This is a genomic window from Mycobacterium sp. P2_H7, assembly GCF_056403275.1.
The window spans coordinates 128,405-152,081 of sequence record NZ_JBFUFU010000019.1 but is presented as its reverse complement, the minus strand read 5'-3'; the positions used below and the strand labels follow the sequence as shown (position 1 = coordinate 152,081).

Annotated in this window: 20 protein-coding genes; 8 read left to right on the top strand and 12 right to left on the bottom strand. The window is 69.1% G+C overall.

What is annotated here, in order from left to right; genetic code table 11:
- Window positions 1-35: 35 nt before the first annotated feature.
- From AC1DY7_RS26060 to cysC, 6 genes are all read left to right on the top strand, one after another.
- Entirely contained in the window at window positions 36-518 is a 483-nt protein-coding gene (locus AC1DY7_RS26060; protein ID WP_477496637.1) for a hypothetical protein, read from the top strand.
- Window positions 515-1,234 (top strand): NUDIX hydrolase, encoded by a 720-nt coding sequence (locus AC1DY7_RS26055; RefSeq protein WP_477496636.1) that lies wholly within the window; start codon window positions 515-517, stop codon window positions 1,232-1,234. The genes AC1DY7_RS26060 and AC1DY7_RS26055 overlap by 4 nt, the downstream gene beginning before the upstream one ends.
- A 67-nt stretch (window positions 1,235-1,301) precedes the next feature.
- The gene (locus AC1DY7_RS26050) at window positions 1,302-2,705 is read left to right on the top strand and encodes a sulfatase family protein (RefSeq protein ID WP_477496635.1); all 1,404 of its coding nucleotides are present in this window, start codon (window positions 1,302-1,304) and stop codon (window positions 2,703-2,705) included.
- Window positions 2,706-2,752: 47 nt separating this feature from the next.
- A complete protein-coding gene (stf0, locus tag AC1DY7_RS26045) occupies window positions 2,753-3,562 on the top strand; it encodes a trehalose 2-sulfotransferase (RefSeq protein WP_477496634.1) in 810 nt (269 codons plus the stop codon).
- On the top strand, window positions 3,559-4,506 hold the full coding sequence (gene cysD / locus AC1DY7_RS26040) for a sulfate adenylyltransferase subunit CysD (protein ID WP_477496633.1): 948 nt from the start codon (window positions 3,559-3,561) through the stop codon (window positions 4,504-4,506). Before stf0 ends, cysD begins: the two co-directional genes overlap by 4 nt.
- Window positions 4,506-6,422: an adenylyl-sulfate kinase gene (gene cysC, locus AC1DY7_RS26035; RefSeq protein WP_477496632.1), complete on the top strand. Its 1,917-nt coding sequence runs from the start codon at window positions 4,506-4,508 to the stop codon at window positions 6,420-6,422. Before cysD ends, cysC begins: the two co-directional genes overlap by 1 nt.
- On the opposite strand, the gene AC1DY7_RS26030 is transcribed toward cysC, so the two are convergent.
- Window positions 6,350-7,114: a trans-aconitate 2-methyltransferase gene (locus AC1DY7_RS26030; protein ID WP_477496754.1), complete on the bottom strand. Its 765-nt coding sequence runs from the start codon at window positions 7,112-7,114 to the stop codon at window positions 6,350-6,352. The genes cysC and AC1DY7_RS26030 overlap by 73 nt on opposite strands.
- A gap of 44 nt (window positions 7,115-7,158) precedes the next feature.
- Between AC1DY7_RS26030 and AC1DY7_RS26025 the strand changes: the two genes are divergently transcribed.
- Both AC1DY7_RS26025 and AC1DY7_RS26020 read left to right on the top strand, forming a co-directional pair.
- A complete protein-coding gene (locus AC1DY7_RS26025; RefSeq protein ID WP_477496631.1) occupies window positions 7,159-8,034 on the top strand; it encodes an amidohydrolase family protein in 876 nt (291 codons plus the stop codon).
- A 24-nt stretch (window positions 8,035-8,058) separates the two neighbouring features.
- A complete protein-coding gene (locus tag AC1DY7_RS26020) occupies window positions 8,059-9,261 on the top strand; it encodes an alpha/beta hydrolase family protein (protein WP_477496630.1) in 1,203 nt (400 codons plus the stop codon).
- On the opposite strand, the gene eccE is transcribed toward AC1DY7_RS26020, so the two are convergent.
- The 11 genes from eccE to eccA are packed head-to-tail and all read right to left on the bottom strand — an operon-like array spanning window position 9,251 to window position 23,674.
- Window positions 9,251-10,162 carry a type VII secretion protein EccE gene (eccE, locus tag AC1DY7_RS26015; protein ID WP_477496629.1) on the bottom strand — a complete coding sequence of 304 codons (912 nt, stop codon included), beginning with the start codon at window positions 10,160-10,162 and terminating at the stop codon, window positions 9,251-9,253. The two genes, AC1DY7_RS26020 and eccE, sit on opposite strands and share 11 nt — an antisense overlap.
- Window positions 10,159-11,541, bottom strand: coding sequence for a type VII secretion-associated serine protease mycosin (gene mycP / locus AC1DY7_RS26010; RefSeq protein WP_477496628.1), 1,383 nt, complete (start codon window positions 11,539-11,541; stop codon window positions 10,159-10,161). The genes eccE and mycP overlap by 4 nt, the downstream gene beginning before the upstream one ends.
- Window positions 11,538-12,953 (bottom strand): type VII secretion integral membrane protein EccD, encoded by a 1,416-nt coding sequence (gene eccD / locus AC1DY7_RS26005; protein ID WP_477496627.1) that lies wholly within the window; start codon window positions 12,951-12,953, stop codon window positions 11,538-11,540. The genes mycP and eccD overlap by 4 nt, the downstream gene beginning before the upstream one ends.
- Window positions 12,935-13,792 (bottom strand): ESX secretion-associated protein EspG, encoded by an 858-nt coding sequence (locus AC1DY7_RS26000; RefSeq protein WP_477496626.1) that lies wholly within the window; start codon window positions 13,790-13,792, stop codon window positions 12,935-12,937. The genes eccD and AC1DY7_RS26000 overlap by 19 nt, the downstream gene beginning before the upstream one ends.
- On the bottom strand, window positions 13,793-14,080 hold the full coding sequence (locus tag AC1DY7_RS25995) for a WXG100 family type VII secretion target (RefSeq protein ID WP_477496625.1): 288 nt from the start codon (window positions 14,078-14,080) through the stop codon (window positions 13,793-13,795).
- Between the two features lie 25 nt (window positions 14,081-14,105).
- Entirely contained in the window at window positions 14,106-14,399 is a 294-nt protein-coding gene (locus AC1DY7_RS25990; protein WP_477496624.1) for a type VII secretion protein EsxS, read from the bottom strand.
- A gap of 52 nt (window positions 14,400-14,451) precedes the next feature.
- A complete protein-coding gene (locus AC1DY7_RS25985; RefSeq protein ID WP_477496623.1) occupies window positions 14,452-15,993 on the bottom strand; it encodes a PPE domain-containing protein in 1,542 nt (513 codons plus the stop codon).
- Between the two features lies 1 nt (window position 15,994).
- Window positions 15,995-16,303, bottom strand: coding sequence for a PE family protein (locus AC1DY7_RS25980; protein ID WP_477496622.1), 309 nt, complete (start codon window positions 16,301-16,303; stop codon window positions 15,995-15,997).
- The gene (eccCa, locus tag AC1DY7_RS25975) at window positions 16,303-20,259 is read right to left on the bottom strand and encodes a type VII secretion protein EccCa (RefSeq protein ID WP_477496621.1); all 3,957 of its coding nucleotides are present in this window, start codon (window positions 20,257-20,259) and stop codon (window positions 16,303-16,305) included. The genes AC1DY7_RS25980 and eccCa overlap by 1 nt, the downstream gene beginning before the upstream one ends.
- On the bottom strand, window positions 20,259-21,833 hold the full coding sequence (gene eccB, locus AC1DY7_RS25970; RefSeq protein WP_477496620.1) for a type VII secretion protein EccB: 1,575 nt from the start codon (window positions 21,831-21,833) through the stop codon (window positions 20,259-20,261). Before eccB ends, eccCa begins: the two co-directional genes overlap by 1 nt.
- Window positions 21,830-23,674, bottom strand: a complete 1,845-nt coding sequence (gene eccA, locus AC1DY7_RS25965; RefSeq protein ID WP_477496619.1) for a type VII secretion AAA-ATPase EccA — start codon at window positions 23,672-23,674, stop codon at window positions 21,830-21,832. Before eccA ends, eccB begins: the two co-directional genes overlap by 4 nt.
- Window positions 23,675-23,677: the final 3 nt, after the last annotated feature.

Sequence of the window (23,677 nt, the reverse complement as noted above, 5' to 3'; positions counted from 1 at the left end):
TACGAAACGTGCACAAGTCGTCGTACTGTGGCCCCATGGCCGTCTTCCTCCGAAAGCTGTTCGGCATCGGCAAGCTGCCCGACGACCTGCGCGCCGCCGTGGAAGCCGAGGGCATCATCCATCTGGCCGAATACGTCGCGGTGACCCGGCACTTCTCCGGCAAGGTCCCCGGCCTGCGCTCGGCTGGCAGCGTCAGCAGCTACTCCGGTTCGCTGGTGTTCACCTCACAGCGGGTGCTGGCCACCCTCTCCTCGGTGCCCAAACTGGCCGGCCGGGTGATCGACCAGAGTTGGGATGCACCACAATCCGGCGTGGTGACCGCGGACATCTCCGAGGCCGGGCTGCACCTCCACGTCGATGTCGGCCAGGTCGACCCACGCTGCAGCGGGCAGCTGTCACTGCACTACAAGGAGACGCTGCTCGACAACGTCCTGGCTGCGCTGCCCGCCCGCAAGCTGGCCTACGACGTGCCCCCGGAGTGGGTGTTCCGGGCCGTCGGCGTGCCGTTTCACCCGTGACCATCACCTACGACGCCGCGCTGCGGGAACGCATCCGAACGAACCTGGCCGGCCACGACCGGCGTACCGTCACCGATCCGGCCAAGCGACGCGCCGCCGTCGCGGTCCTGCTGGTGGATTCCGAACTCGGCGAGGACCGCGTCGACCCGGCGCCCGTCGACGATTGGATCGCCGGCAGGCCGATGCCGGAGGCCGGCCTGGACGGCCGGATGATCGACGTCTCCGGCGGGGCCGCCTTCCTGCTGTGCCGACGCGCGTCCCGGCTCAATTCCCATGCGGCGCAATGGGCCTTGCCGGGTGGACGGCTGGACCCCGGCGAGACGGCGGTAGACGCGGCGCTGCGCGAGACGCACGAGGAGATCGGTGTCGAGCTGCCCGACTCCTCGGTGCTGGGCCTGCTCGACGACTACCCCACCCGTTCCGGCTACGTCATCACCCCGGTGGTGCTCTGGGGCGGTGGACGCCTGGATCTTCGGCCGGCACCCGCCGAGGTGGTCGCCGCGTACCGGGTGGGCCTGCACCAATTGCTGCGCGAGGATTCGCCCCGCTTCATCACCATCCCCGAAAGCCCGCGACCGGTGGTGCAGATTCCGCTGGGCAACGACCTCATCCACGCACCCACCGGTGCGGTGTTACTCCAGGTGCGCCGGCTGTGCCTGCAGGGCAACTCGGACCCCGTCGACGAACTCGAACAGCCGGTGTTCGCCTGGAAATAGGGATGAACGAAAGGGTTGCCCATCACCGCCCCGCCATGTTCCGTGTAGATCCGATGAAGGACTTTCTGTGACCGGCTCCCGTCCCCACAACGTGTTGTTCGTGCACTGGCACGACCTCGGCCGCTACCTCGGCGCCTACCAGCACAGCGACGTCGAGAGCCCACGACTGGACCAGCTGGCCGCCGAAGGCATCCTGTTCACCAGGGCGCACGCCACCGCCCCGCTGTGCTCGCCGTCGCGCGGATCCCTGTTCACGGGCCGCTACCCGCAGAGCAACGGATTGCTCGGGCTGGCCCACCACGGCTGGGAGTACCGCGCGGACGTGCAGACGCTACCGGGCCTGCTGTCCGAGTCCGGTTGGCACACAGCCCTGTTCGGCATGCAACACGAGACGTCCAACCCTGTCCGGCTGGGTTTCGACGAATACGACGTGTCCAACTCGTACTGTGAGTACGTCGTCGAGCGGGCCATCGACTGGTTGCGAAATGAGGATCGCCCCGAGCCGTTCCTGCTCACCACGGGGTTCTTCGAGACGCACCGGCCGTATCCCCCGGAACGCTACGACCCCGCCGATCCCACCACGGTGACCGTGCCCGACTATCTGCCCGACACCCCCGCGATCCGCCAAGATCTCGCCGACTTCTACGGGTCCATCACGGTCGCCGACGCCGCCGTCGGAGAACTGCTGGACACCCTCGCCGAAACCGGCCTCGATCGCACCACCTGGGTGGTGTTCCTCACCGATCACGGACCCGCGCTGCCCAGGGCCAAGTCGACGCTGTACGACGCGGGCACCGGTATCGCACTGATCGTGCGCCCACCGTCGGACGCGGACATCGCACCCCGCGTCTATGACGATCTGTTCAGCGGGGTCGACCTCACCCCGACGCTGCTGGACCTGCTCGGCGTGCCCATTCCCGAAGAGGTGCAAGGCCTTTCACATGCGGGCAATCTGCGCGCCGCGGCCGGCGCCGAGGTCCGCACCGAGGTCTACACCACCAAGACCTACCACGACTCGTTCGATCCGATCCGCGCCATCCGGACCAAGGACTACAGCTACATCGAGAACTACACGGCGCGACCCATGCTGGATCTGCCGTGGGACATCGCCGACAGCCCGCCGGGCCAAGCCGTCGGCCCGCTGTCCACCGCGCCACGCCCGGAGCGCGAACTCTACGACCTGAACGCGGACCCGACCGAGTCCCGCAATCTGCTCACCGAGAGTGCTAGCGACGTGGACTCCGGTGCCGCCGTGGCGATCGCCGGGGAACTGGCGCTCAAGCTCGACGACTGGCGACACGAGACCAATGACGTCATCCCTTCGGATTTCGCGGGTAGCCGCATCTCAGAGCGCTACACCCAGACATACTTGCGTATTCACGGACGCCCCGCCACCAGCCGCTCAGGCATCGCCGAGGACCGCGGAATCGACACCGTGCAGATCGGCAAGAGTAATACTCACGGCGCGTGAAAAAGCCCTCTGAGCAGGTCGGAACAGCACCCGTTAGGCTCTCGCGCATGTCCACACCGACGGCACCCACGGCGTATCTCGTCCTCGCCTCACAACGCAGCGGCAGCACTCTGCTCGTGGAATCCCTGCGCGCCACAGGCGTCGCCGGCGAACCGCAGGAATTCTTCCAGTACCTGCCGACCACCAGCATGTCGCCGCAGCCGCGGGAATGGTTCGCCGACGTCGAAGACGAGTCGATCCTGCGCCTGCTCGACCCGATCGTCGAGGGCAAGCCCGATCTGGCGCCCGCCGAGATCTGGCGCGACTACATCCAGACGGTCGGGCGCACCCCCAACGGCGTGTGGGGCGGCAAGCTGATGTGGAACCAGACCCCGCTGCTGCTGGACCGCGCCAAGGACCTGCCCAACCGCTCGGGTGACGGGCTGCTCGCGGCCATCCGCGACGTCGTCGGCAGCGATCCGGTGCTTATCCACGTCTACCGGCCCGACGTGGTCTCCCAAGCCGTGTCGTTCTGGCGCGCCGTGCAGACCCGGGTGTGGCGCGGCCGCCCCGACCCGGGCCGCGACGCCCGGGCCGAATACCACGCCGGTGGCATCGCCCACGTCGTGAAGTTGTTGCGCGACCAGGAAGCAGGCTGGCGCAACTGGTTTGACGAGGAGAGTGTCGAACCGATCGACGTCTCCTACCCGTATCTGTGGCGCAACCTCACCACCGTGGTCGCCACGGTGCTTGAGCAGCTGGGCCTGGATCCGGGACTGGCGCCGAAACCGGTGCTGGAACGCCAGGCCGACCAACGATCCGACGAATGGGTTGACCGCTACCGCGCAGACGCGCACCGGGAGGGACTGCCGACATGACAAGTGCGACCGACACGATTCGGGTCGACGAGCTGCGGCTGCTGGAAGCCGAAGCCGTGCACATCATCCGCGAGGTGGTCGCCGAGCTGCAGCGGCCGGTGCTGCTGTTCTCCGCGGGCAAGGACTCGATCGTGCTATTGCGGTTGGCGGAGAAGGCTTTCCGGCGCGGGGGCGAGCGAAGCGACGGGAAGGGCTCCGGACCGCTGCCCTTCCCCGTCCTGCACGTCGACACCGGGCACAACTTCGACGAGGTCATCGAATTCCGGGACCGCCGCACCACCGGTCAGGGGCACAAGCTGCTCGTCGGCTCCGTGCAGGAGACCATCGACAGCGGCCGGGTCGCCGACCCGGGACCGGGCGCCTCGCGGAACCGGCAGCAGACCCGCACCCTGCTCGACGCACTGGAGGCCGGCGGGTTCGACGCCGCATTCGGCGGTGCCCGTCGCGACGAGGAACGCGCACGCGCGAAAGAACGCATACTGAGTTTCCGTGACGAGTTCGGCCAGTGGGACCCGCGGGCACAGCGGCCCGAGCCCTGGACGCTGTACAACGGCCGGATCCGCAAGGGTGAGCAGGTCCGGGTGTTCCCGCTGTCGAACTGGACCGAGATCGACATCTGGCGCTACATCGAGCTGGAAAACCTTGAGCTGCCGTCGATCTACTTCGCCCACGAGCGCGAGGTGTTCGAACGCGACGGCATCCTGCTGGCGGTGTCGGAGTACACCCAACCCACCGGCGATGAGACGGCGGCCGTGGAGTGGGTGCGCTACCGCACCGTCGGCGACCTGACCATCACCGGCGCGGTCCGCTCGCGCGCCACCCGGATCGATCAGGTGATCAACGAGATCTCCGCGGCCACCGTGTCCGAGCGCGGCGAGACCCGCGCCGATGACCGGACATCCGTTGCGGCCATGGAAGATCGCAAGCGAGAGGGTTATTTCTGATGAGCGCTCGAACCAGACAACTTCTTCGCATCACCACCGCAGGTTCGGTCGACGACGGCAAGAGCACGCTCATCGGGCGTCTGCTGCACGACACCGACAGTCTCCCACTGGATCACCTGGAAGCCGTCACCGACGAGGAGGGGGTGGCCGACCTCGCCGCGCTGTCCGACGGGCTGCGCGCCGAGCGGGAACAGGGCATCACCATCGATGTCGCCTACCGGTTCTTCTCCACCGAGAACCGCAGCTACATCCTGGCCGACACACCGGGCCATGAGCGCTACACCCGCAACATGTTCACCGGCGCCTCCAATGCGCACGTGGCCATCCTGCTCGTGGACGCCCGCGCCGGTGTCCTGCGCCAGACCCGCAGGCATGCCAGGATCGCAAAACTACTCGGTATCAAGCACTTCGTGGCTGCCGTCAACAAGATCGACCTGGTCGACTTCGACCAGGGCCGGTTCGACGAGGTGACACGGGAGCTGCAGCTGGTCGCCGACCGCCTCGGTGGCGCCGACCTGTCGGTCATCCCCATCGCCGCCAAACTCGGCGACAACGTCGTGCACCGGTCGCCGAACACCCCGTGGTACCAGGGCCCGACGTTGCTGGAATACCTTGAGAACATCGAGCTTTCGGCTCCACACCCCGAACCGTCCAGCCTGCGCCTGCCCGTTCAGTGGGTGTCACGCCCGACCGCCGAACAGCGCCGCCGCTACACCGGCAGGCTGTCGGCCGGGACGCTGAGCGTCGGCGACACGGTGGTGAGCTTGCCGTCCGGCACCAGGTCCACCGTCACCGTGGTCGACACCCTGGATGACGATCGTGCCACCGCGGTGGCGCCGCTGTCGGTGTCCATCGAACTGGCCGACGATATCGACGTCGGCCGTGGCGACGTGTTCGTCAGCGCCGCCAACAATGCGTCGCTGCCGGTGCTGGCCCGCGAGGTCGACGCCACGGTCTGCTGGTTCCTGGACAGCCCGCTGCGTGCCGGCGACCGGTTGGCCCTCAAGCAGGGCACCCGCACCGTGCGCGCCACGGTGCAGGACCTGCACACCAAACTCGATCCCGAGACGCTCGACGAGGTCGACGGCCCGATTGAGCTGGCGCTCAACGACATCGGGTCGGTCACATTGCGGACCAGCTCCATCGTGGTGGCCGACCCGTACGCCGAGAACCGCGACAGCGGCGCGTTCATCCTGATCGACGAGGTCTCCAACGACACCGTCGGCGCCGGGATAATCCTGGAGGCCCGCGAGGTCAAACCCAGCGGCCACAACCGTTCCGACATCAAGTGGCATCCGTCGTCGCTGGACCGTGACTACCGGTGGGGTAAGACCGGTCAGCGTGGAGCCACCATCTGGTTCACCGGACTGCCCGCCTCGGGCAAGTCGACCCTGGCCGTAGCCGTGGAGCGCGCCCTGGTCGAGGCCGGCCGGGTGGCCTACCTGTTGGACGGGGACAACCTGCGCCACGGTCTGTCCGACGATCTCGGCTTCTCCGCGGGTGACCGGACCGAGAACATCCGGCGCGTCGGCCATCTCACCCGGCTGCTGGCCGACGCCGGTGTCGTCGCCCTGGCCGCTCTGGTGTCACCGCTGAAATCCGACCGTGAGATCGCCCGGTCCCTCAACGATGCCGCCAAGCTGCCGTTCATCGAGGTGCACGTCGCCACCCCGGTGGACGAATGCGCCCGCCGCGATCCCAAAGGTCTCTATGCGCGGGCCAAGTCCGGAGAACTGAAGGGGCTCACCGGGATCGACGCTCCCTACGAGGCGCCCGAAGCGCCCGATCTGGTGGTGGACACCACCGACGCCGCCCGTAATGGTTACGGGTGCGGCTCCACAAATCACCGGGTCTGGGCGACGACGAACAGCCGCCGGAACGGGAAGAACGTGATCCCGTCGTCGCGCACCGGGTAGGCCTGCGCCAGCACCGGGATGATGGCCTGCCGGTACTGCTCCCACAGTTCGTCGGACAGCCGTGCTTTCACCTGGGTCAGCGCGGTACCCGTGATCCAGTCGAGCACCGGTGTCTCACCGTGCAATTCGTGGATATAGGTGGTCTCCCAGGCGTCCACGACGCAGCCGGCGTCGGTGAGCAGGCCCGCGTATTCGACGGGGGTGCCGACCACAGCGGCGTCCCGCCAGGGCATGTCCCGCAGCGCCTCGACGAACTGTTCCCGACGGGCCACCTCCCGCACGGCTTCGTGCGACGGCGCATCGAAGTTGCCGGGCACCTGGAACGCGATCCACGATCCCGGCGCCAGCTGACGCGTCCACCGCAGCACGATGTCCCGGTGCTCCGGTAGCCACTGCAGCGCCGCGTTGGACACAACCACATCCGTGTCGGGTTGCGGGATCCACTCCTCGATGCCGCCGACGTCAGCGTCCAGACCACGCTCGCGCGCCTTCGCCACCATCTCCGGCGACGAATCCCACGCTTCGATGCGTGCGCCGGGCCAGCGCTGGACCAACGTCGCGGTCAGGTTGCCGGGCCCGCAGCCCAGGTCGGCAACGCGGCGCGGGCTGTCCGCCGCAACCCGCGACAGCAGATCGTAGAACGGCCGGCCACGGTGATCGGCAAAGGCCAGGTACACATCCGGATTCCACACGCTCGCCATTCTCCTCCTCAAGCCCGTGGGTATGTTCAAACACGATGGATGAGCCGACTTCGGTACGCCAGATCTGGGAGCCCCTCGGGCTGCCTGGCATCTTCGACGTACACACGCACTTCATGCCCAAGAACGTCATGGACAAGGTCTGGCAGTACTTCGATGCCGCCGGCCCGCTGGTGGGCCGGCCCTGGCCCATCACCTACCGCACCGACGAGCGGGCCCGCCTGCAGACGCTGCGTTCGTTCGGGGTCCTGGCCTTCACGTCGCTGGTGTATCCGCACAAGCCGGAGATGGCCGCCTGGCTGAACCAGTGGGCGGCGCAGTTCGCGGCCGACACCCCGGACTGCCTGTCCACCGCGACGTTCTTCCCGGAACCGGGTGCGGCCGATTACGTCGGTGCGGCCATCGCCGGCGGGACCCGGGTGTTCAAGGCCCACGTGCAGGTGGGCGGCTACGACCCGACCGACCCGCTGCTCGACGAGGTGTGGGGCGTGCTCGCCGACGCCGGAACCCCGACCGTCATCCACTGCGGGTCCGGACCGCAGCCCGGCAACCACACCGGCCCGGACCCGGTGCGCGCGGTCCTGGAGCGCCATCCGCGGTTGCGCCTCATCGTCGCGCACATGGGGATGCCCGAATACACCGAATTCCTGGACCTCGCCGAGCGTTTCGAGGTGTACCTGGACACGACGATGGCGTTCACCGGATTCGTCGAGGAGACCATGCCGTTCCCCACCTCCGACTACGCGCGGCTGCGCGGACTCGGCGACCGCATCCTCTGGGGCAGCGATTTCCCGAACATCCCCTACGGCTACACCGAGGCGATGACGGCGGTGACCCGGCTGCCCGGCGTCGACGACGACTGGCTGCGCGGCGTCTTCCACGGCAATGCCGCACGCATCTTCGGGCCGAACTGACCTCGGTCCCGTTAGCATCGGCCTGTGACCGAACCAGCGCAGGTTCCAGGGGCTCCGCCATCCGTACCGCCCATCCCGGTGCCCGACATCGCAGGCGCCGACGCGACCGCCCGCGGCCTGCCCCGCCGCGTCGACCTGACCTGGCAGCAGAGACTGGTGGTCGACGCCTCGGCGATCGCCGATCTGGGCCTGCGCACCACCGTCGCCTCGATCATCGGCGCGGCGATGCTGCCCCGTCTCGTGGGGGCGGCACTGCACCCGTCCGGCGTCGCCGCCGAGGAACTGGATTTCTACATCGACCTGGCGGCCGAACACGACGCGCAACGGTCGTTCCCGGCGCCGACCACACCACCGCGGGTGTCCTCGCGCCCGGCCAACCCGGTGGCCACCTGGATGGCGCACGGCGAGGTCCGCAACATCCGGTTCCAGAGCAGCTTCGAAGCCGTCAACCCGGCGCTACGGGACCAGCGCCGGGGCTACTCCCGCAACAACGTCGTGCATGCGCAGCATTGGGTGCACAGGGACGGACCCCGCCCGACGCTGTGCGTCATCCACGGTTTCATGGGTTCGCCCTACCTGCTCAATGGCCTGTTCTTCGCCCTGCCGTGGTTCTACCGGTCCGGTTATGACGTGCTGCTCTACACCTTGCCGTTCCACGGCCCGCGCGCCGAGAAGAACTCGCCCTACAGCGGATACGGGTATTTCGCCGACGGTATGGCGGGCTTCGCCGAGGCGATGGCCCAGGCTGTGCACGACTTCCGTTCGGTACTCGACCATCTGGAGCACACCGGGGTGGATCGCATTGCGCTGACGGGGATGTCGCTCGGCGGCTATACCGCGGCTCTGATCGCCAGCGTGGACGACCGCATTCAGGCGGTCATCCCGAACGTCCCGGTGGTCACCCCGGAGGCCGCGTTCGACGACTGGTTCCCGGCGAACAAGCTTGTCAGCCTGGGCAACCGGATCACCCACATCGACAAGGCCAAGTCCGATGCGGCCACCATGTTCCATTCACCGCTGAACTACCGGCCGCTGGTCCCCCGGGACCGCCGCCTGATCATCGCCGGGCTCGGTGACAGGATGGCGCCCCCGCAGCAGGCCGAGGCACTGTGGCGACACTGGGACCGTTGCGCATTCCACTGGTTCCCGGGCAACCACATCCTGCACGTCAGCCAGCCGGACTATCTGCGCCGGATGACGCGATTCATGCACCCGTTCATGTTCTGACGGACGCCTCGGGCACGCCCGCCGGCCAACGCAGCTGCGAGGCAAGCTCGTGTTCGGCCGGAGAATGACCGTCAAGCCGCTGGGCGGCAAAGAGATTCAGCGCATCCAGGGTGGGACGTTGCCGGCCACCGAGCCGGATCAGCCCGGGTACCGGCACCGCGGCGCCGGGCGCATCCGCGGTGCGCAGCGCGACGAGCGCCGCGGCGGAGTGCGGACCGAACTCGACGGCGGTCCAGGTCTCCTGCGCGGGATGTGCCCACACCGCATCGAGCACCTCCGGCAACTGGTGCACCGGGATCCCATAGGCCGCAACGAAGCCGGCGTCATCGGCCAGTGACCGCCACGATTCCTTCGCCCCGTCCGATACCGGATCCGGCTGGCCGCCGTCCATGGCGGTCACCGTCCAGCCGTTCTCCCGCAACTGATCGGCCAGCCGCCGCCCGACGATGTCGGTGGTGTCGTGCAACGGGATCCGCGCCGAGCGGGCCTGCAGCGCGGCCAGGTTATCTGCGGCGGCCATGGTCAGTCCCACCCACGTCTGGCGGCGGCCGCCGGCGTCGCGGCTGGTGATCCGCACCTTGTCGCAGCGCAGGCCGTAGCGATCGACATATCCGGCGATCAGCGCCACCGGCAGTTCGCTTTCCGCCGATTCGATCCGCAGCAGTATCGACGCGCGGTCGGCAGAGGCCGTCACCGGCGCCTTCTTCCGGGCGTTGCGACCGATGATCGCCAACCGCCGGCCCAGCAGAGTGGTGACGAATTGCCCACGCCACCAAGCGAACACAACGATCACCACGGCGATGGCCGCACCCAGAACCCATCGCGAGGTGGCGGTCTGCCACGGGTAGGCGAGTGCGGCCGGAACGATGAAAAGCAAGGCCAGTGCGAGTCGGGCCGTCATGCGGCTGTGTCCTTCCGTCGGTGTGCGGTGATCGCGGCGACGGCCAGCACGAGCAGCGCGAGTGCACCGGTGCCGAGGAACGCGACGGTCCGCGGGGTGAGGTCCTTCTGAGCGGGAGGCGGCGGTGCCGCAACCGTTCTCGTCGTGTCGGCCGGACCACCGGGCCCGGGGACATCCCACGTCAGCGCGGCGACGGGGTCGACGCTGCCCGCGCCCACCAGATTGGACGGCGACCGATCGGCGCCGTGTGCGGTGACGGTCAACCTGCGCACCACCTGGTCTGCGGTCAACTCGGGGAACCGGGCGCGCACCAGCGCCGCCACACCCGACACATACGCCGCGGCGTAACTCGTCCCACTGGCCGACGCCAGTTCACCCTTGGCGTTGGGCAGCCCGTTGGCCAGGCCACCGTCTCCCCCGTTGCTCACCGAGGTGATGTCCTGCCCCGGGGCGGCGATACCGACCCACGGTCCGGCCATGCTGAACGGTGCCGGCTCCCCGGCGCGAGTCAGCGCGCCCACCGACAACACGTACGGCTGCCACCAGGACGGAATGGACACCGAGGTGACCCCGCCCCAGTTGCGCGGGTCGTCCGGGCGCGCCGGATCGGCCAACGGGTTTGCCGCGCAGGTGGTTCCGGCTCCGGTGGTGGAGCTGCTGTTGCCTGCGGCCGCGACGATCACGGCATCCTTCTGCACCGCCGCGTAGCGCAGCGCAGCGCCCAGCGCGGACTGATCGACGGCGCTGTCGGCGGGCAGACACGTCACCGCGGAGATGTTGATGACCCGGGCACCCAGATCGGCGGCCCGCACCACGGCACGCGCCAAGGTCGCGACGTCGATGGTGGCCCGGGTGGTCACTGGGTCTGCACCCTGCTGCGCGGGCGAGTAGTGCGCCGACGTCTGGCGGATCGCGAGCAGTTCGGCACCGGGCGCGACGCCGGAGAATCCGTCGGCACCGGGCTGGCCGGCGATCAGTCCGGCGATCAGGGTGCCGTGGCCGTCGCAGTCGGTCAGTCCGTCAGATGATGCGACGAAGTCGCCGCCCGCCTGCACGTTCGGCAGCCGCGGCCCCGGGTGTACGCCGGTGTCGATGACGGCCACGGTCTGCCCGTCCCCACGGCTGTACTGCCATGCCCCGGACAGGTTGAGGGTCAACTGATTCGGGTTCACCGCCGCCGGGTCGCTGTCGGGCAGCACACCCGTGGTCACGCACGGGGTGCGCAGGCTCATCGTCTGTACCGGACCGGCCGAACCCGCGGGCGGGGCGATCTGATCGTCGACCGCGGGCGGGGTGATCGCCAGCGCGGAGGGACAGATCAGCAGCGCCACGGCACCGACGGCGCCGAAAGCTGCCGACGCACTTCGCTTTCCGGTCACCTATTCAGGACCCATTCGAACAGCCCCAGCAGGTAGGCGGCCAGCGGGATCACCGACGCGTCCACCGCGGCGGCGACGAAGCCGAGCAGGCGCCGGGCGGGCAGTGAGTAGGTGTCCGGCGCGGCGATCCGCGGGTTGAGCGCCACCAGCACCCAGGCGGCCACCAGGGCGGTGAGCACGCCGAGCGCCCACCAGGCCGCGGTGTAGCGGTCGGTGACCAGCAGGACGACCAGCAGCACCGCGGTCACCAGGAACGAATGGCTCAGCAGCCAGGCCTTGCACGCGGCCGAATCCCACACCCGGGCGCGCAGGGCCATACCCGCCGCGGCGGCGACCACCAGCACCCACGCCCACGGTGACACCGCGGGTCCACCGACCAGGATCACCGACCCAGCGACCGACAGCAGCACACCGGCGGCCAGGAAGCCGGTCTGATGGGCGTTGGTGGCGCGAACCCGGCGCGGCAGATCCTCCAGGATGCGCAACGGTTGGGCCGACGGCGTCGGGTCACCGGGCGCCGGGATGACGGGGACGGGCAGCCGTGCCCACAGGGCGGCCAACTGGGCGGCCTGCACGGTGACCAGCAAGGCGAAAACGATCAGACCGCAACCGATCCGGGTGTCGGTCAGCTCCCAGACACTGGCCAGCGCCGCGAACAGCAGCACACCGAACCCGGTCACCGCCGCCGCTGTGAACGTAGCGATGGCGCGCTCGAACACCACGATGCTGATGATCGACCACGCAGTCACGCCGGCCGCGGCGAGCAGCAACTGTGCGGCGCCGACGTCGCCGGGAACCGCGAGCGCGAACGCCACCGCGACGGGTACGAGTGCCGTGACCGCCAGTGCGGTACCCAATGCGGGGGAACCCGCCCGGGCCACCAGGGCTGCCACCACCGTCACCAGTGCGACGCCGGCGAGGGTGAACAGCCCGGCGGCGTGGCCGGTGCTGACCCGGAAGGTGGCCGCCAACAAAGTCGCCAGCAGCACGAGCGCGATCACCGCGACGGCGCCGCCACGCTGGATCTGCGCTGCGCCCCAGGCCCGCTCGCGTGCGGCGGAGAAGATCACTGCCGCGTCGGCGATGTCCTCGATGATTCGGGGCGCGGCCGGGCCGGCCGGAATCTCCTGCAGCGCCAGCAGATCACCGTCGACCACGCCGACGGTGTCCAGCGTCGCGTCCAGGCTGAACGGCGCGCCGCCGATCGGGGCGAGACTCAGCCGGGTAAGGGTGTCGTCGCGGTCGCCGCTGGTGGGCAGCACGGTGCGCTGGACGGCCGGAATGATCTCGCGCAGCGGCAGTTCGGCCGGCAGCGCCAGTTCCGTGAGCCGTCCGGCTTGCTCGCCTTCGCCACCAGTACCGGCGGCCAGCACGGCCACCCGCACGATCGGCATCACAGTGTTGTCGGGCATCGGTTTTCCGTTCTCTGGTCGAAATCTTTTCTCAGTCGGGAGGGGAGCCAGGAGCCGTCCGGCAGGCTCGCGGTCAGGCGTTCCACCGCGTCGGCGATCGCCGACGTGTGTCCGGGGGTGAAGGTCGAGACCCACTCGCCGTCGAACGCCTGCGTGGGGTACACCAGCAGGCGCCCGGCTGCACAGTCGACGACGCTGACGCCCACCTGAGTGCTCACCCGGTATCCGTCGCGGTGTTCGCCGGCGACGATCTCTGCGTAGCTACGCCGGCCTGTGAGGACCGACTCCACCACCGGGCGCGCGGACGGCGGGATCCCCAGGTGGTCGATGACCTCGGCGAGATCAGTTCCGCCGCGCAACTTCTCGTCCGCGCGGGCACCCGCACGCATGGGGACGGTGAAGTCGTCGAAGTCCGCAGGTGTGCGCGCTTGCAACCCGGCGGTCAGAACCGGCACCAGGTCATGCGGGTGCGCGATGTCCATCTCGGTGAACGTCACAAGACCCCCGCTGCGCAGCGCGACGATTACCATCCCGTCGCTCCGGCCGACCACGCCACGCAGCATGTTGCCGCCGGCGCTCACCACGCGGATCTCCAGCCACTGCCGCGCCCGGCAGGTCAACGTGATCCATTGGGCAACCGCGGGATTGATGGTGCCACCCGCGGAGATGACACCGAGTGCGGTGAGTTCGGCGACCCGATCGGCCGCGAACGCACCTGCGACCGACGGCTCGCTGTAGGGCGGCGTGATGGCCAGCACCCACGGGAACGAGCCTGCCCCGGTCAGTTCGGCGAGGTACCAGGCCTGCTCGACGGTCAGCTCGACCGCATTAGCAGCCATCTAGCCCCATTTGGCGCCCTCGGCCTGATCGCGGGCGTTCATCGCGACGGTGTTGGTCTCATGGGTGCTGGCCATCGCCTGGTACGCCCGGACCAACTCGACCATGCTGGTGTTCCACTGCGCCTGCCACGCCTGGTACGTCATCCCGGTGTCGCCCTGCCAGGCGCTGCCCAGGGCGGCCTGCTCGGCGGCGATGTCGGCGCCCACCGCGTTCAGTGCGCCTGCGTAACCGGCCATTTCGCCGGCGAGTCCCAGCATGGCCGGGTAGTTGTACATGATCTGCGACATGTTGTTCTCCTGGTCGGCTGGTGGGTCAGATGGAGGTGTAGGTCGTGGCGGCGGACGCGTCCTGCGCCACGTAGGTGCCTGCCGCGTCGCTCAGGTTGGCCTGGGCGATGTCCAGCAGTGCGTTCACCCGGGCAGCCACCTCGATGAAGCGGGCGTGCGCACCCTGGAACGCCGCGGAGGACTCGCCCATGTGGAAGGCCTGCGAAGCGGTGGCGGCCTGCTCGGCCTGCGCGATGGTGCTACGCATCAGGGCCGCCTTGGCGCCGAATGCGGACTCCGAGGCGACGATCTGCGGGATGTGTGCGTCGAGCATGCTCATGAATGTTCCTTTCGAATGTAGTGATCGGACGGACTCGTATTCGGGGTTGCGCTCAGTTGTGCTGTCCCCCTTCTGGTCCTGACGTCCAGTTGCCGGGCAGCATCGGGTCCACCGGTCCGCCGCCGAACTGATCGCCGGTCATCTCGGTCAGCCCGGCCGCCTTGCCGTCCCCGGCGACGGTGCCGCTGAACCCCATCGGCCCCGCGCCGCGCGCGGATGCCCGGACCGCCGGCTCCTCCTGATGGGGAACCGGTGGGCGCTCGTCGTCCTCGTCGTAGTCCATGTATTCGTCGGCGTACGCGAAATCCTTGATCTCGGCGGCCTTCTTGCGGCGTCGCTTGCGCCGCTCCATCGCCGTCAGCGCGGCGGCCGAACCGATCGCGGCGGCCGATCCCGAGGCGGGCGCCTTGGCCGCGGTGTGGTCCCGGATCACCGGCGTGAAGCCCTCATCGGGACCGCCACCGGGCACGGCGTACGCCACGGCGGTGGCCGCCACCGGGGCGGCCGCGGGTGCACTCACGGGCGCGGTGCCGGCCGGCGCACCCGCCGGCGCACCCGCTGGGGCGCTGATGGTCGGGGCGACGCTGGCCACCGGCCACACGTTGGGCTGGTCGGCCCGCTGCGCAGGTGCCTCGGGCACGGCGGCTTCCGCAGGCACCTCGGGTTGCGGGATGAGGGCGAGCAGACCCAGCATGGCCAGGCCGACGCCGGCCAGAGCGGGCAACAGGAACGGAAGGATGGCCACCCCGATCCAGGTTCCCCAGCCGACCGGCTGCAGGATCGCCTGATAGAGCAGCGCGGACAACAGCGGCCCCCACTGCACCAGCGCCGCGGTCGGGTTCGTGAGGAAGTCGAGGATGATCTGCCGGGTCGTCCCGATCGGGTCCTTGAAGAAATCCCAGATGAGGTCGCCGCCCACCAGCGACTTGATGTACTGCTCGAGGAAGCTTGCGATCGAGTTCGAACTGTCCAGTGCGGTACCGGAATCCACTGCCTGGGCCTGTGCCAGCGACTGGGTGGCCGTCGCAGCCGCCGCACCCGCCTCACCGACGCCGGGGAGCACCACCATCGGTGCCGGTTGCAGCACGGGCGTGGCAGCCACGGTGGCAGCCGACACCGCCTGGTAGGTGGTCATCACAGTGGCCGCCTGGATCCACATTCGGACGTAGTCGGCTTCGTTCACCGCGATGGGAATGGTGTTGAGACCGAAGAAGTTCGTGGCCAGCAGCACGCCGTGCGCGACGTGGTTGGCGGCCAGTTCGGCCAGCGTCGGCATGGTGACCAGGGCGGTGCTGTAGGCAGCGGCCGCGGTTTCGTGCTGCGCCGCGGCGATCGCGCTGTGGGTGCCTGCTTGCGCCAGCCACATCAGATACGGCTGGTGCGCGGCGATGTACTGTTCCGAGCTCGGGCCCTCCCACGAACCTGCGCCGACCGATCCCAGGGTGGTGACGAGTTCGCCTGCAGCCGTCGCATATTCGGCACTGAGTGCCTGCCACGCCCCCGCGGCGGCCAGTAGCGACCCGGGGCCCGGGCCGCTGCTGAGCAGCGCCGAATGCACCTCGGGTGGCAGGGCCATCCAGATGGGGGCGGTCACGTCAGCCGCGCGCGATCAGGTACGACGACGCGGCCAGCGCATCACCGGCGGAGTAACTCGCCCCCGATTCGGCCACCCCGGCTCCGGCCCGGCCGAGCTCCTCCACGGCGAGCGCCGCGACGGTGCTGTGTTCGACACCTGCGGCGCTGAAACCGGCGGCGGTTTGCAGCGACACGGGATCGGCGGCCGGCGGGAGCACCGCGTTCACCACCGGTGCGGCGGCGGCGTGGGCCGCGGCCAGCCGTGCTGTCAACGCTTCGACCGCGGCTCCGGCGGCGGTCAGACCTTCGGGAACGACACGCAGAGTCATCAGCTGTATTCCTTTCCGTTCGAAGCGATACCCGACACATGCTCGGGGACCAAGGGGTTAACCAGTTGGACGTAGGTGGCGACCTCGCTGTCGCCGAGCAGCATGGCGCGGCCCGCGGGCAGCCGGGTGAAGCGATGCCCGCGCAACTTCCCGCCGTCCGCGGGGCTGCCCGACAGCATGACGGTGGTCGCCTGCAGGTCGTTGAGCCTGCGCAGCAGTGGTGCGGTCATCACCGCGTGCGCCGAGCCGCTGGCCCTGGCGGTGACAATCACCCGCAGCCCCAGATCATCTGCCTGAGCGAGCAATCCGAGCAGAGGTGTCCACGGCCGCGCGCCGACGTACGGGCCACTGACGGCCGGGCCGTCCGGGATCTGATCGACGTCGTCGATGATCAGGTAGTGGGTGTGTCCCTCGAACTTCCAGTTGCGCAGCTCACCCGGCGACAGGCCGGCCGGCGGGCGGCGCTTGTCCAGCAGCCCGGCCAACCCGAGCATCGCCGGGGTGATGCGGTCGATGTTCGGGGTGTACTCGTTGTCGGCGAACAACGGCTCGTCGACCAGTTGCAGCCGGCGGTCCACGACGGTGAACGCCACACTGTCGGCGGTCGAGTTGTCCCGGATCGTGCGGATCAGGTGCCGCAGTAGCGTCGTCTTGCCGGAGCGGGTATCGCCGAAGACCATCATCAGCGGATGGCGGGCGAAGTTGATCGCCACCGGACGCAGATCTTCTTCGCGCTGGCCGATGACCACCTGCTCCGGGCCGATGTACAACGGGCCCAGCGCATTCGGGAGGAGCTGCGTCGGTAGCAGTCGGACCTCGGGGGCACTGAGCTCCGGGTAGCGGGCGTTGATCGCGGGGATCAGGCGCAGGTCCGGCTCGGCGAACAGGAAGTGTTCGGCGGCCATGGTCAGGCCGCGGCCCGGCTGCTCGGCCGGCACCGAATCGGCCGGACGGCGCAGCGCACCGACGACCCGGACATTGCTGTCATGGGAGTCGTTGAGCTTGAGCTCAAGCCGCAGCCCCAGGCCGTCGCGCATGGCCAGTGGCACCTCCAGCCAGTTCGGCGTGGTGATCACGACGTGGATGCCGTACGCCAGGCCGGTATTGACCAGTTCGGTGACCTTGGCCAGCAACGGGTTCCGGGTGTTGAACGTGTCGACGTTGTCGCGACTGAAGGCGTACAGGTTGTCGATCACGAGGAACACCTCGCCGTAGCCGTCTTCGTAGGTGCCGGCCCGGTTGACCGCGCCGCGCTCCTGACGTTGGCGCAGGAGCTGCTCCAGTTCGGCGAAGGTACGCCGGATACGTTCGGGCTGCAGCGGGGATGCGACGGCACCGACGTGGGCCAGATCGGCCATCGGCGCCAGCTGACCTCCGCCGTAGTCCAGGACGTAGAAGCTGACCTCCCGCGGGGAGTGCAGCGCGGCCGCCGAGAGCATGAAGGTCTGCAGTGCGCCGGACTTGCCAGACTTGGGTCCGCCGTGGATGAGCACGTTGCCTGCAGCCGAGCCGGCCGCGAACACCAGTGCGTCGCGGCGCATCTCGAACGGCTTGTCGATCTCGCCGAGCGGCCACTGGAATTGGTGCTCGGGAACACCTGCATGGCCGAGCACCTCGGCCAGCGGGATCGACCCGTCCAGCGGGGGCAGCCACAGCTGCGGTGCCTTCGGCCCGTACGCGGCGAGTTGGTCGCCGATGGTGGCGATCAGCTTGCGCGGCACCGGTACCTCTTCGGGCTCGGCGGCCAGGATGATCGTCTCCACCGCCGGCTCCACCCGGCCCGCGGTGAACACCTGCGGCTCCGGCAGCGACTGCACGACGACCGAACGCGCAGCGCGCGGCGGATCGTAGATGCCGTCGACGTAGGTGCTGCGGAACTTGATCGGTGTCGCTCCCGGGGAAGGCACCAGGAAGCCCTCGCCCTTGTGCTCGCGGCTCGACTCGATGTGGAAGGCATCCTCCACGCCGATGATCTGCCTGCTGATCGACGGGCTGGCCACCTTCAGGCCGATGCGGTACGAGGTGTTCTTGTCGATGTCCTTGATCCGGCCCACGTCCAGCGTCTGCGACGCGAACAGGATGTGGATCCGGAAGGAGCGACCCTTGCGTGCCACGTAGTCGAACAGGTCGGCGTACTCGGGGTGTTCGGCGAGCATCAGGGTGAACTCGTCGGCCACCACGAACAGTGTCGGGATGGGCGGCAGGTCGTGCCCGGCCGCGATGGCGGCCTCGTACTCGGTCACCGAGTTGAACGCGCTGCCCTGGACCTGGCGTCCGGATTCCTTGAGCAGCTGCTCTCGGCGGGCCACCTCGCCGCGCAGGGTGTCGGCGAACCGGTCGGCCAGCGAACGCTTTTCGGCCATGTTGGAGATGACGGCGACCACCTGCGGGAAGTGCCGGAAGATGTCGGCCCCCGCCTCACCCTTGAAGTCGGCGTAGATGACGATCAGCCGGTCGGCCGAATGAGTGGTCAACAGCGACAACAGCATCGACATCAAGGTCTGCGACTTGCCGGAGCCGGTCATTCCGATCATCAGCCCGTGCGGGCCCATGCCGCCCTCTGCCTCGTCCTTGAGGTCGAAGAGCAGCGGTTCCCCGGTGGCGGTGACGCCGATGGGCACGCGCAGTTCGTTGTCGCGGTCACGGGGTGCCCACAGACCGGCGATGTCGAGGGCGGAGGCATCCGGGATGCCGAACAGCGTGGTGAATGTCGACGCCCCCGAGGCCGCGGTACGCGCCTGGTCGGGGTTGGAGTCCCAGCGCGCCAACCGGCGGGCCAGGTGCGTGGCCGCGCCGGCGGAGAACCCGTCGGCGTTGTCGACGTAGGGCTGCCAGCCCCCGCTCTGCCACCGAGAAATCCTGCCGTCGGCGACCTTCAGGATCGGACGCTCCGGATCCGAATACTGTTCGCGGTGGGGCTCGGCGTCCGACCGGTGCACGACGGTGACGCCCGCGGCGCCTGCGCGGTGGCACACGTCGTCGGGATCGATCTCGGGGTCGTCGAGCACGATGAGCAGATGCTTGCCCGACGCGAGCGCGTCCCCGGTGAACGGGTCACGGTCTGTCAGCACGGGCGCCAGCAGGCCTCGTAGTTCGTCGGCGCCGGCCGCCAGGTAGCGCGCCGGGCCGACACCGTCTGCCTCGCCGGCGATATCGCTGTGCGGCAGCCATTTCAGCCAGGACCAGTCGGGGGCTTCCAGATCAGGGGTGGCCAGTGCCACGCCGAGCACTGCCGGATCATGCCAGGTGACTGCCTGAGCCACCCACGCCCGCAGCGCATCTCGCACCTCGTCGGGATCACCGAGCACGGTGACCCGCGAGACCTTGGCCAGGTCGATCCCGGCAGGCACCGAGCGCACGGTGCGATGCACGTCGAGCAGGCCGCGCAAAGTGGTGTGCGACACCGGCTCCAGATCGACCTCGTCGCCGGCATCCTTGACGCGCAACGCCGTGGACAAGGGTGCGTCGTGCAGACCGGTGCGCAGCACCAGGAAGTCGGCGTCGTGGGGGTCGCGTTCCCATTGCCTGCGGGTGCCCGGCACGGCGGCCAGCAGCTCCGGATCCGGATGCGACCATTCCAGTGCCGCCCGCTGCGACTCGGCCTGGGCGCGGACGTTGTCCCGCACCACCGACAGGTAGCGCAGATAGTCGGCGCGCTCGGCGTCGACCTCCTCGGTGCGCAGCTTGTTGTCCGACCCGCGGTACATCGCGGTCGCGGCCAGCAGCAGCACGAACGGGAAGAACAGCGTGGTCGGTGAGATCAACCGCATACCGGTGGCCACCAGCGCGACGATCATCCCGACGATCAGGATGACGATCAGGTACGGCAGCACGCGGCGCAGCAGGGACGGCGGCACCAGACGCGGCAGCGTCGGGGGCGCCTCGATGGTGATCGCGCCCTTACGGACCTCCGGCGCGGGGACGCGCCGCCGGGCCTCGAAGATCAAGCGGCTCATCAGTTGTCTCCCTCGCGGGCGGTGTTCACCGCGGCAGGTCTCGGGTCGGCGGGCAGTGCGTCGTGTGCGACCAGCGCGTCGGCACGCGACAGGGTCGGGCCTGCTGCGAACTGGGTGAGCATCGACCACGGAATCGCGACCGGTGGCGGTGTCAGGCCCAGTGCGGCAACGGCTTTGCTGTCACCGGCGGTGTCGACGCCGTAGCGCACACCGGTATCGCTGACCCAGAATGCCGAGCCCGCTTGCGGTGCACCGGCGTCCGAACCCACGGACTGGACGAAGTAGCCGCTCCCGGGCGACAGCGCCACCCGGTTGGCAGTGCTGCCGTTCCCCGCTCCGACCAGATCGACCGTGCGCCGGCCGTCGGGCAGCGGCAGGGCCGCCCCGGACAGCAGCGTCAGCGAACTCTCGGTGGCGTCGGCCGGCTTGGACCAGTAGGCACAGGTCACCGGGTCGGCCGAGGCATCCACCGGAGTCACCTCGTCGGAGGGGTACGCCGCGGTGTCGATGCCGGTGACCGCAGGCAGCCGGGACACGTCGTCGGCGCCCAGGCGCGGCGGCTGCTGCAGCCCGTATGAGTCGGTGTTGCGCAGGATCGCGGCCAGCACCGCCGAAATCTGTTGCAGGCCATCGGCTTGCACGGCGTAGTACCGGATGCTGTTGTTCGCCTCATACGAGGCGACCACGGCGCCGATGGGTGCCTGCACCGGCAGCGCGAAGCGCGGCGGGGTCCCGGCACCGGGCAGTGCCGGCGCCACCAGCGGCGCCGATTCGGGGATGGCGTTGAACAATCCGGGTGCGATCACCCGGGGTGCGGGAATGTCGGTGCCCAGGCCGAGGGCGTCGGTGACGGCACGGTTGCCCAGGTCGATCGGGCTGCGCTTACCGTTCCACAGCAGCCACGTACCCGCGTGCACGCCACCCACGTTCTGCACCAGTACGACGTGACCGGCGGGCAGCGCGGTGGCACGCTCCCCCGTCTGGTCGGGCGTGCCTGCGAGCACGGTGACTCCGGTCGCCGGGGCGACGGGAGAATTCCCACTAGCGTCGCAGACCGTCCACGCGGCGTCCCGAGACGTGTTCTGCACCATGCGTTCCGGCGCACCCGGGATACCGATGAGGTTGCCCCTGGCGAATCGGTCGATCTCGGCGCTCTTGACCAGGGTGGGGTTGTCGGGCTGGCCGGCGATCAGCCGGGCCGAGGTGAGGTTCAGCGCGGGGTGCACCACGTCGCCGATGCGCACGTACAACGCCGAGGTGTCGCGGTCGGCGATGATGGTCGAACTGCCGGCGTCCCCGCCCGGACGGATCAGCGAGAACACGAAGCAGCCGGCCACGCCGGTGATCACCACGAGGGCGCCGACCAGCACGGCGCGGCTCTGGCTGCGCAGCGGGTCCACCAGCATCCGGGTGTCGTGCAGCGCCACCCCGGAGGCGATCCGGCGCATCATGAATCGCCAGCCCGACACCTGGTGGCGGGTGACGAACCCGCGCCGGTAGGCAACGTGGTCCGGATTCTCGTTCACCGGTGTGCGCGAGGTGAACTCGCGCCGGTCACCGTTCGTCTCGCTCATTGTCCGGGCACCGTCAGTCCCAGGCCGCGCAGCAGCGGGCCGGCCGAGCGGTTGACGTCATCGGCGGTGATGGTCATCAATTGGTCGTCGGTGAAGTCGTCGGAATCGGAATGGTCCAATCGGTATTCGCGTTCCTCTTCGGAACGTTCGACAAGGTTTCGCACGAAGCGGCCGTTACCGGCGATGTCGAGGCTGCGGCGCGCCACACCGTTGCCGTCCGGGGTGCTGCCGGCGGCCAGCTGCGCGAACAGCGTCTCCATTGCGTCGTGCGCCGCGGGCTCGAAGATGCTGTCGCGTTTCTCGGCCATCCGCATGGCCATCTCGACCAACTCCGGTGCGCTGTAGGACGGGAAGTCGATGCTGCGGGTGAAGCGCGAACGCAGACCTTCGTTGGTGTCCAGGAATCGGTCGAGATCGGCCCGGTAGCCGGCGACGATGACCACCAGGCGGTCGCGGTCGTTCTCCATCCGGGCCAGCAGGGTGTCGATCGCCACCAGACCGAAGTCGTTCTTGGCGCCGGTGGACACCAGGGCGTACGCCTCGTCCAGGAACAGCACGCCGTCCAGCGCGCTGTCGATGATCGCGTTGGTCTTTGCCTCGGTTTCGCCGATGTGCTGGCCGATGAGGTCCGCACGGTGCACCTCGCGCACCGTCTCCTTCTTCAAAAGTCCCAGCCCGCAATAGATTTTGGCGACGACGCGGGCGATGGTGGTCTTGCCGGTGCCGGGCGGACCGGCGAAGACGAGGTGGTTGGTGCGCTGGGCGACGGCCAGGCCACGTTCCTGGCGCCGGATCGACATGGCCACCGAACTCTTCAGGCGGGCGACCTGATACTTGACCTCTTCGAGGCCGATGAACTCGGCCAGTTCGGCCTCGGCCTCGGTCAGCAGATGCGCCTTGCGCTCCTTGGCGCCCGGGTCGACGAAGTCGCCTTCGCCGGGTTCGGTGTTCGGATCCCACGGATCGCTGCGGGCGTCGATGCGCGCCGCAGTGGTGGTGGTCAGACCGAAAGACGAATCGAGCAGCGCCGCTTCGGTTCCCGCATGTTCGGGGTTGGCGGCGTACAACTCGGCGAGCACATCGCCCGCCTCGTCGGCGTCGCCCTGGGCACGCAGTGACAGCCCCTTGGCCAGCCCGCCGTCGACGACGGCCACCGCGACGGGACCCTCCGGGTTCTCCAGGTGCGAGATGGCCGGCGCGTACATGCCGAGGTTGGCCAGGGCGATACCCAGCGTCACCCGGGCGGCGTGCGCGTAGTGCTCGTCGAGCTTGGGGTCGTTGACCACCGGGGTGAGCAGCCGCACCACATCCGACCAGCGCCGGGTGCGGTGGAAGATCGCCACCCGGACCCAACGGGCCTGCAACCAGGCGGGTCGGCGCTCGGTGAGCTCGGCCGCCAGCTGATCGGCCGTGGCGAAGTCGCCGCGCTCAGCCAGCGCTGCGGCGTAGGCCAGTTGGATGTCGTCGCGATCGGCGGCCCGGAATTCCAGATACAGGCCGGTGTCGTAGGTGAACGCGAGGGCACCGGGGACCAGCGCGATGTCGCGCTGCAGGACGCCCAAGGTCGCGGCGGTCCGCCAGATGGTCTCGATGACGCGCGGGGCATCGTCACCGATACCCGCGCCGGCGGCGGCCAGACCGACCCAGCCGTCGCACTGTTCGCGGGCGATGCGCGTCAGCTCGGTGAATCCCGATCGGGCGGCCGCGAGGTCGGCGGGGCGCTGCCGATCGTTGACGGACAATCCCAACGCGCGACAGCAGGTCGCGAACCTGCTCGCGACGTCGCGGTCGACGCGCGCTACTCCTACGCTCGGCGTGAGCGTGCCATTGACCGTATCCATATG

Excerpts from the sequence above, each read along its gene's own strand:
- AC1DY7_RS26060 (WP_477496637.1), top strand. The coding sequence starts at position 36 with ATGGCCGTCTTCCTCCGAAAGCTGTTCGGCATCGGCAAGCTGCCCGAC.
- stf0 (WP_477496634.1), top strand. The coding sequence starts at position 2,753 with ATGTCCACACCGACGGCACCCACGGCGTATCTCGTCCTCGCCTCACAA.
- cysD (WP_477496633.1), top strand. The coding sequence starts at position 3,559 with ATGACAAGTGCGACCGACACGATTCGGGTCGACGAGCTGCGGCTGCTG.
- cysC (WP_477496632.1), top strand. The coding sequence starts at position 4,506 with ATGAGCGCTCGAACCAGACAACTTCTTCGCATCACCACCGCAGGTTCG.
- AC1DY7_RS26025 (WP_477496631.1), top strand. The coding sequence starts at position 7,159 with ATGGATGAGCCGACTTCGGTACGCCAGATCTGGGAGCCCCTCGGGCTG.
- eccE (WP_477496629.1), bottom strand. The coding sequence starts at position 10,162 with ATGACGGCCCGACTCGCACTGGCCTTGCTTTTCATCGTTCCGGCCGCA.
- eccD (WP_477496627.1), bottom strand. The coding sequence starts at position 12,953 with ATGCCCGACAACACTGTGATGCCGATCGTGCGGGTGGCCGTGCTGGCC.
- AC1DY7_RS26000 (WP_477496626.1), bottom strand. The coding sequence starts at position 13,792 with ATGGCTGCTAATGCGGTCGAGCTGACCGTCGAGCAGGCCTGGTACCTC.
- AC1DY7_RS25995 (WP_477496625.1), bottom strand. The coding sequence starts at position 14,080 with ATGTCGCAGATCATGTACAACTACCCGGCCATGCTGGGACTCGCCGGC.
- AC1DY7_RS25990 (WP_477496624.1), bottom strand. The coding sequence starts at position 14,399 with ATGAGCATGCTCGACGCACACATCCCGCAGATCGTCGCCTCGGAGTCC.
- AC1DY7_RS25980 (WP_477496622.1), bottom strand. The coding sequence starts at position 16,303 with ATGACTCTGCGTGTCGTTCCCGAAGGTCTGACCGCCGCCGGAGCCGCG.
- eccCa (WP_477496621.1), bottom strand. The coding sequence starts at position 20,259 with ATGAGCCGCTTGATCTTCGAGGCCCGGCGGCGCGTCCCCGCGCCGGAG.
- eccB (WP_477496620.1), bottom strand. The coding sequence starts at position 21,833 with ATGAGCGAGACGAACGGTGACCGGCGCGAGTTCACCTCGCGCACACCG.
- eccA (WP_477496619.1), bottom strand. The coding sequence starts at position 23,674 with ATGGATACGGTCAATGGCACGCTCACGCCGAGCGTAGGAGTAGCGCGC.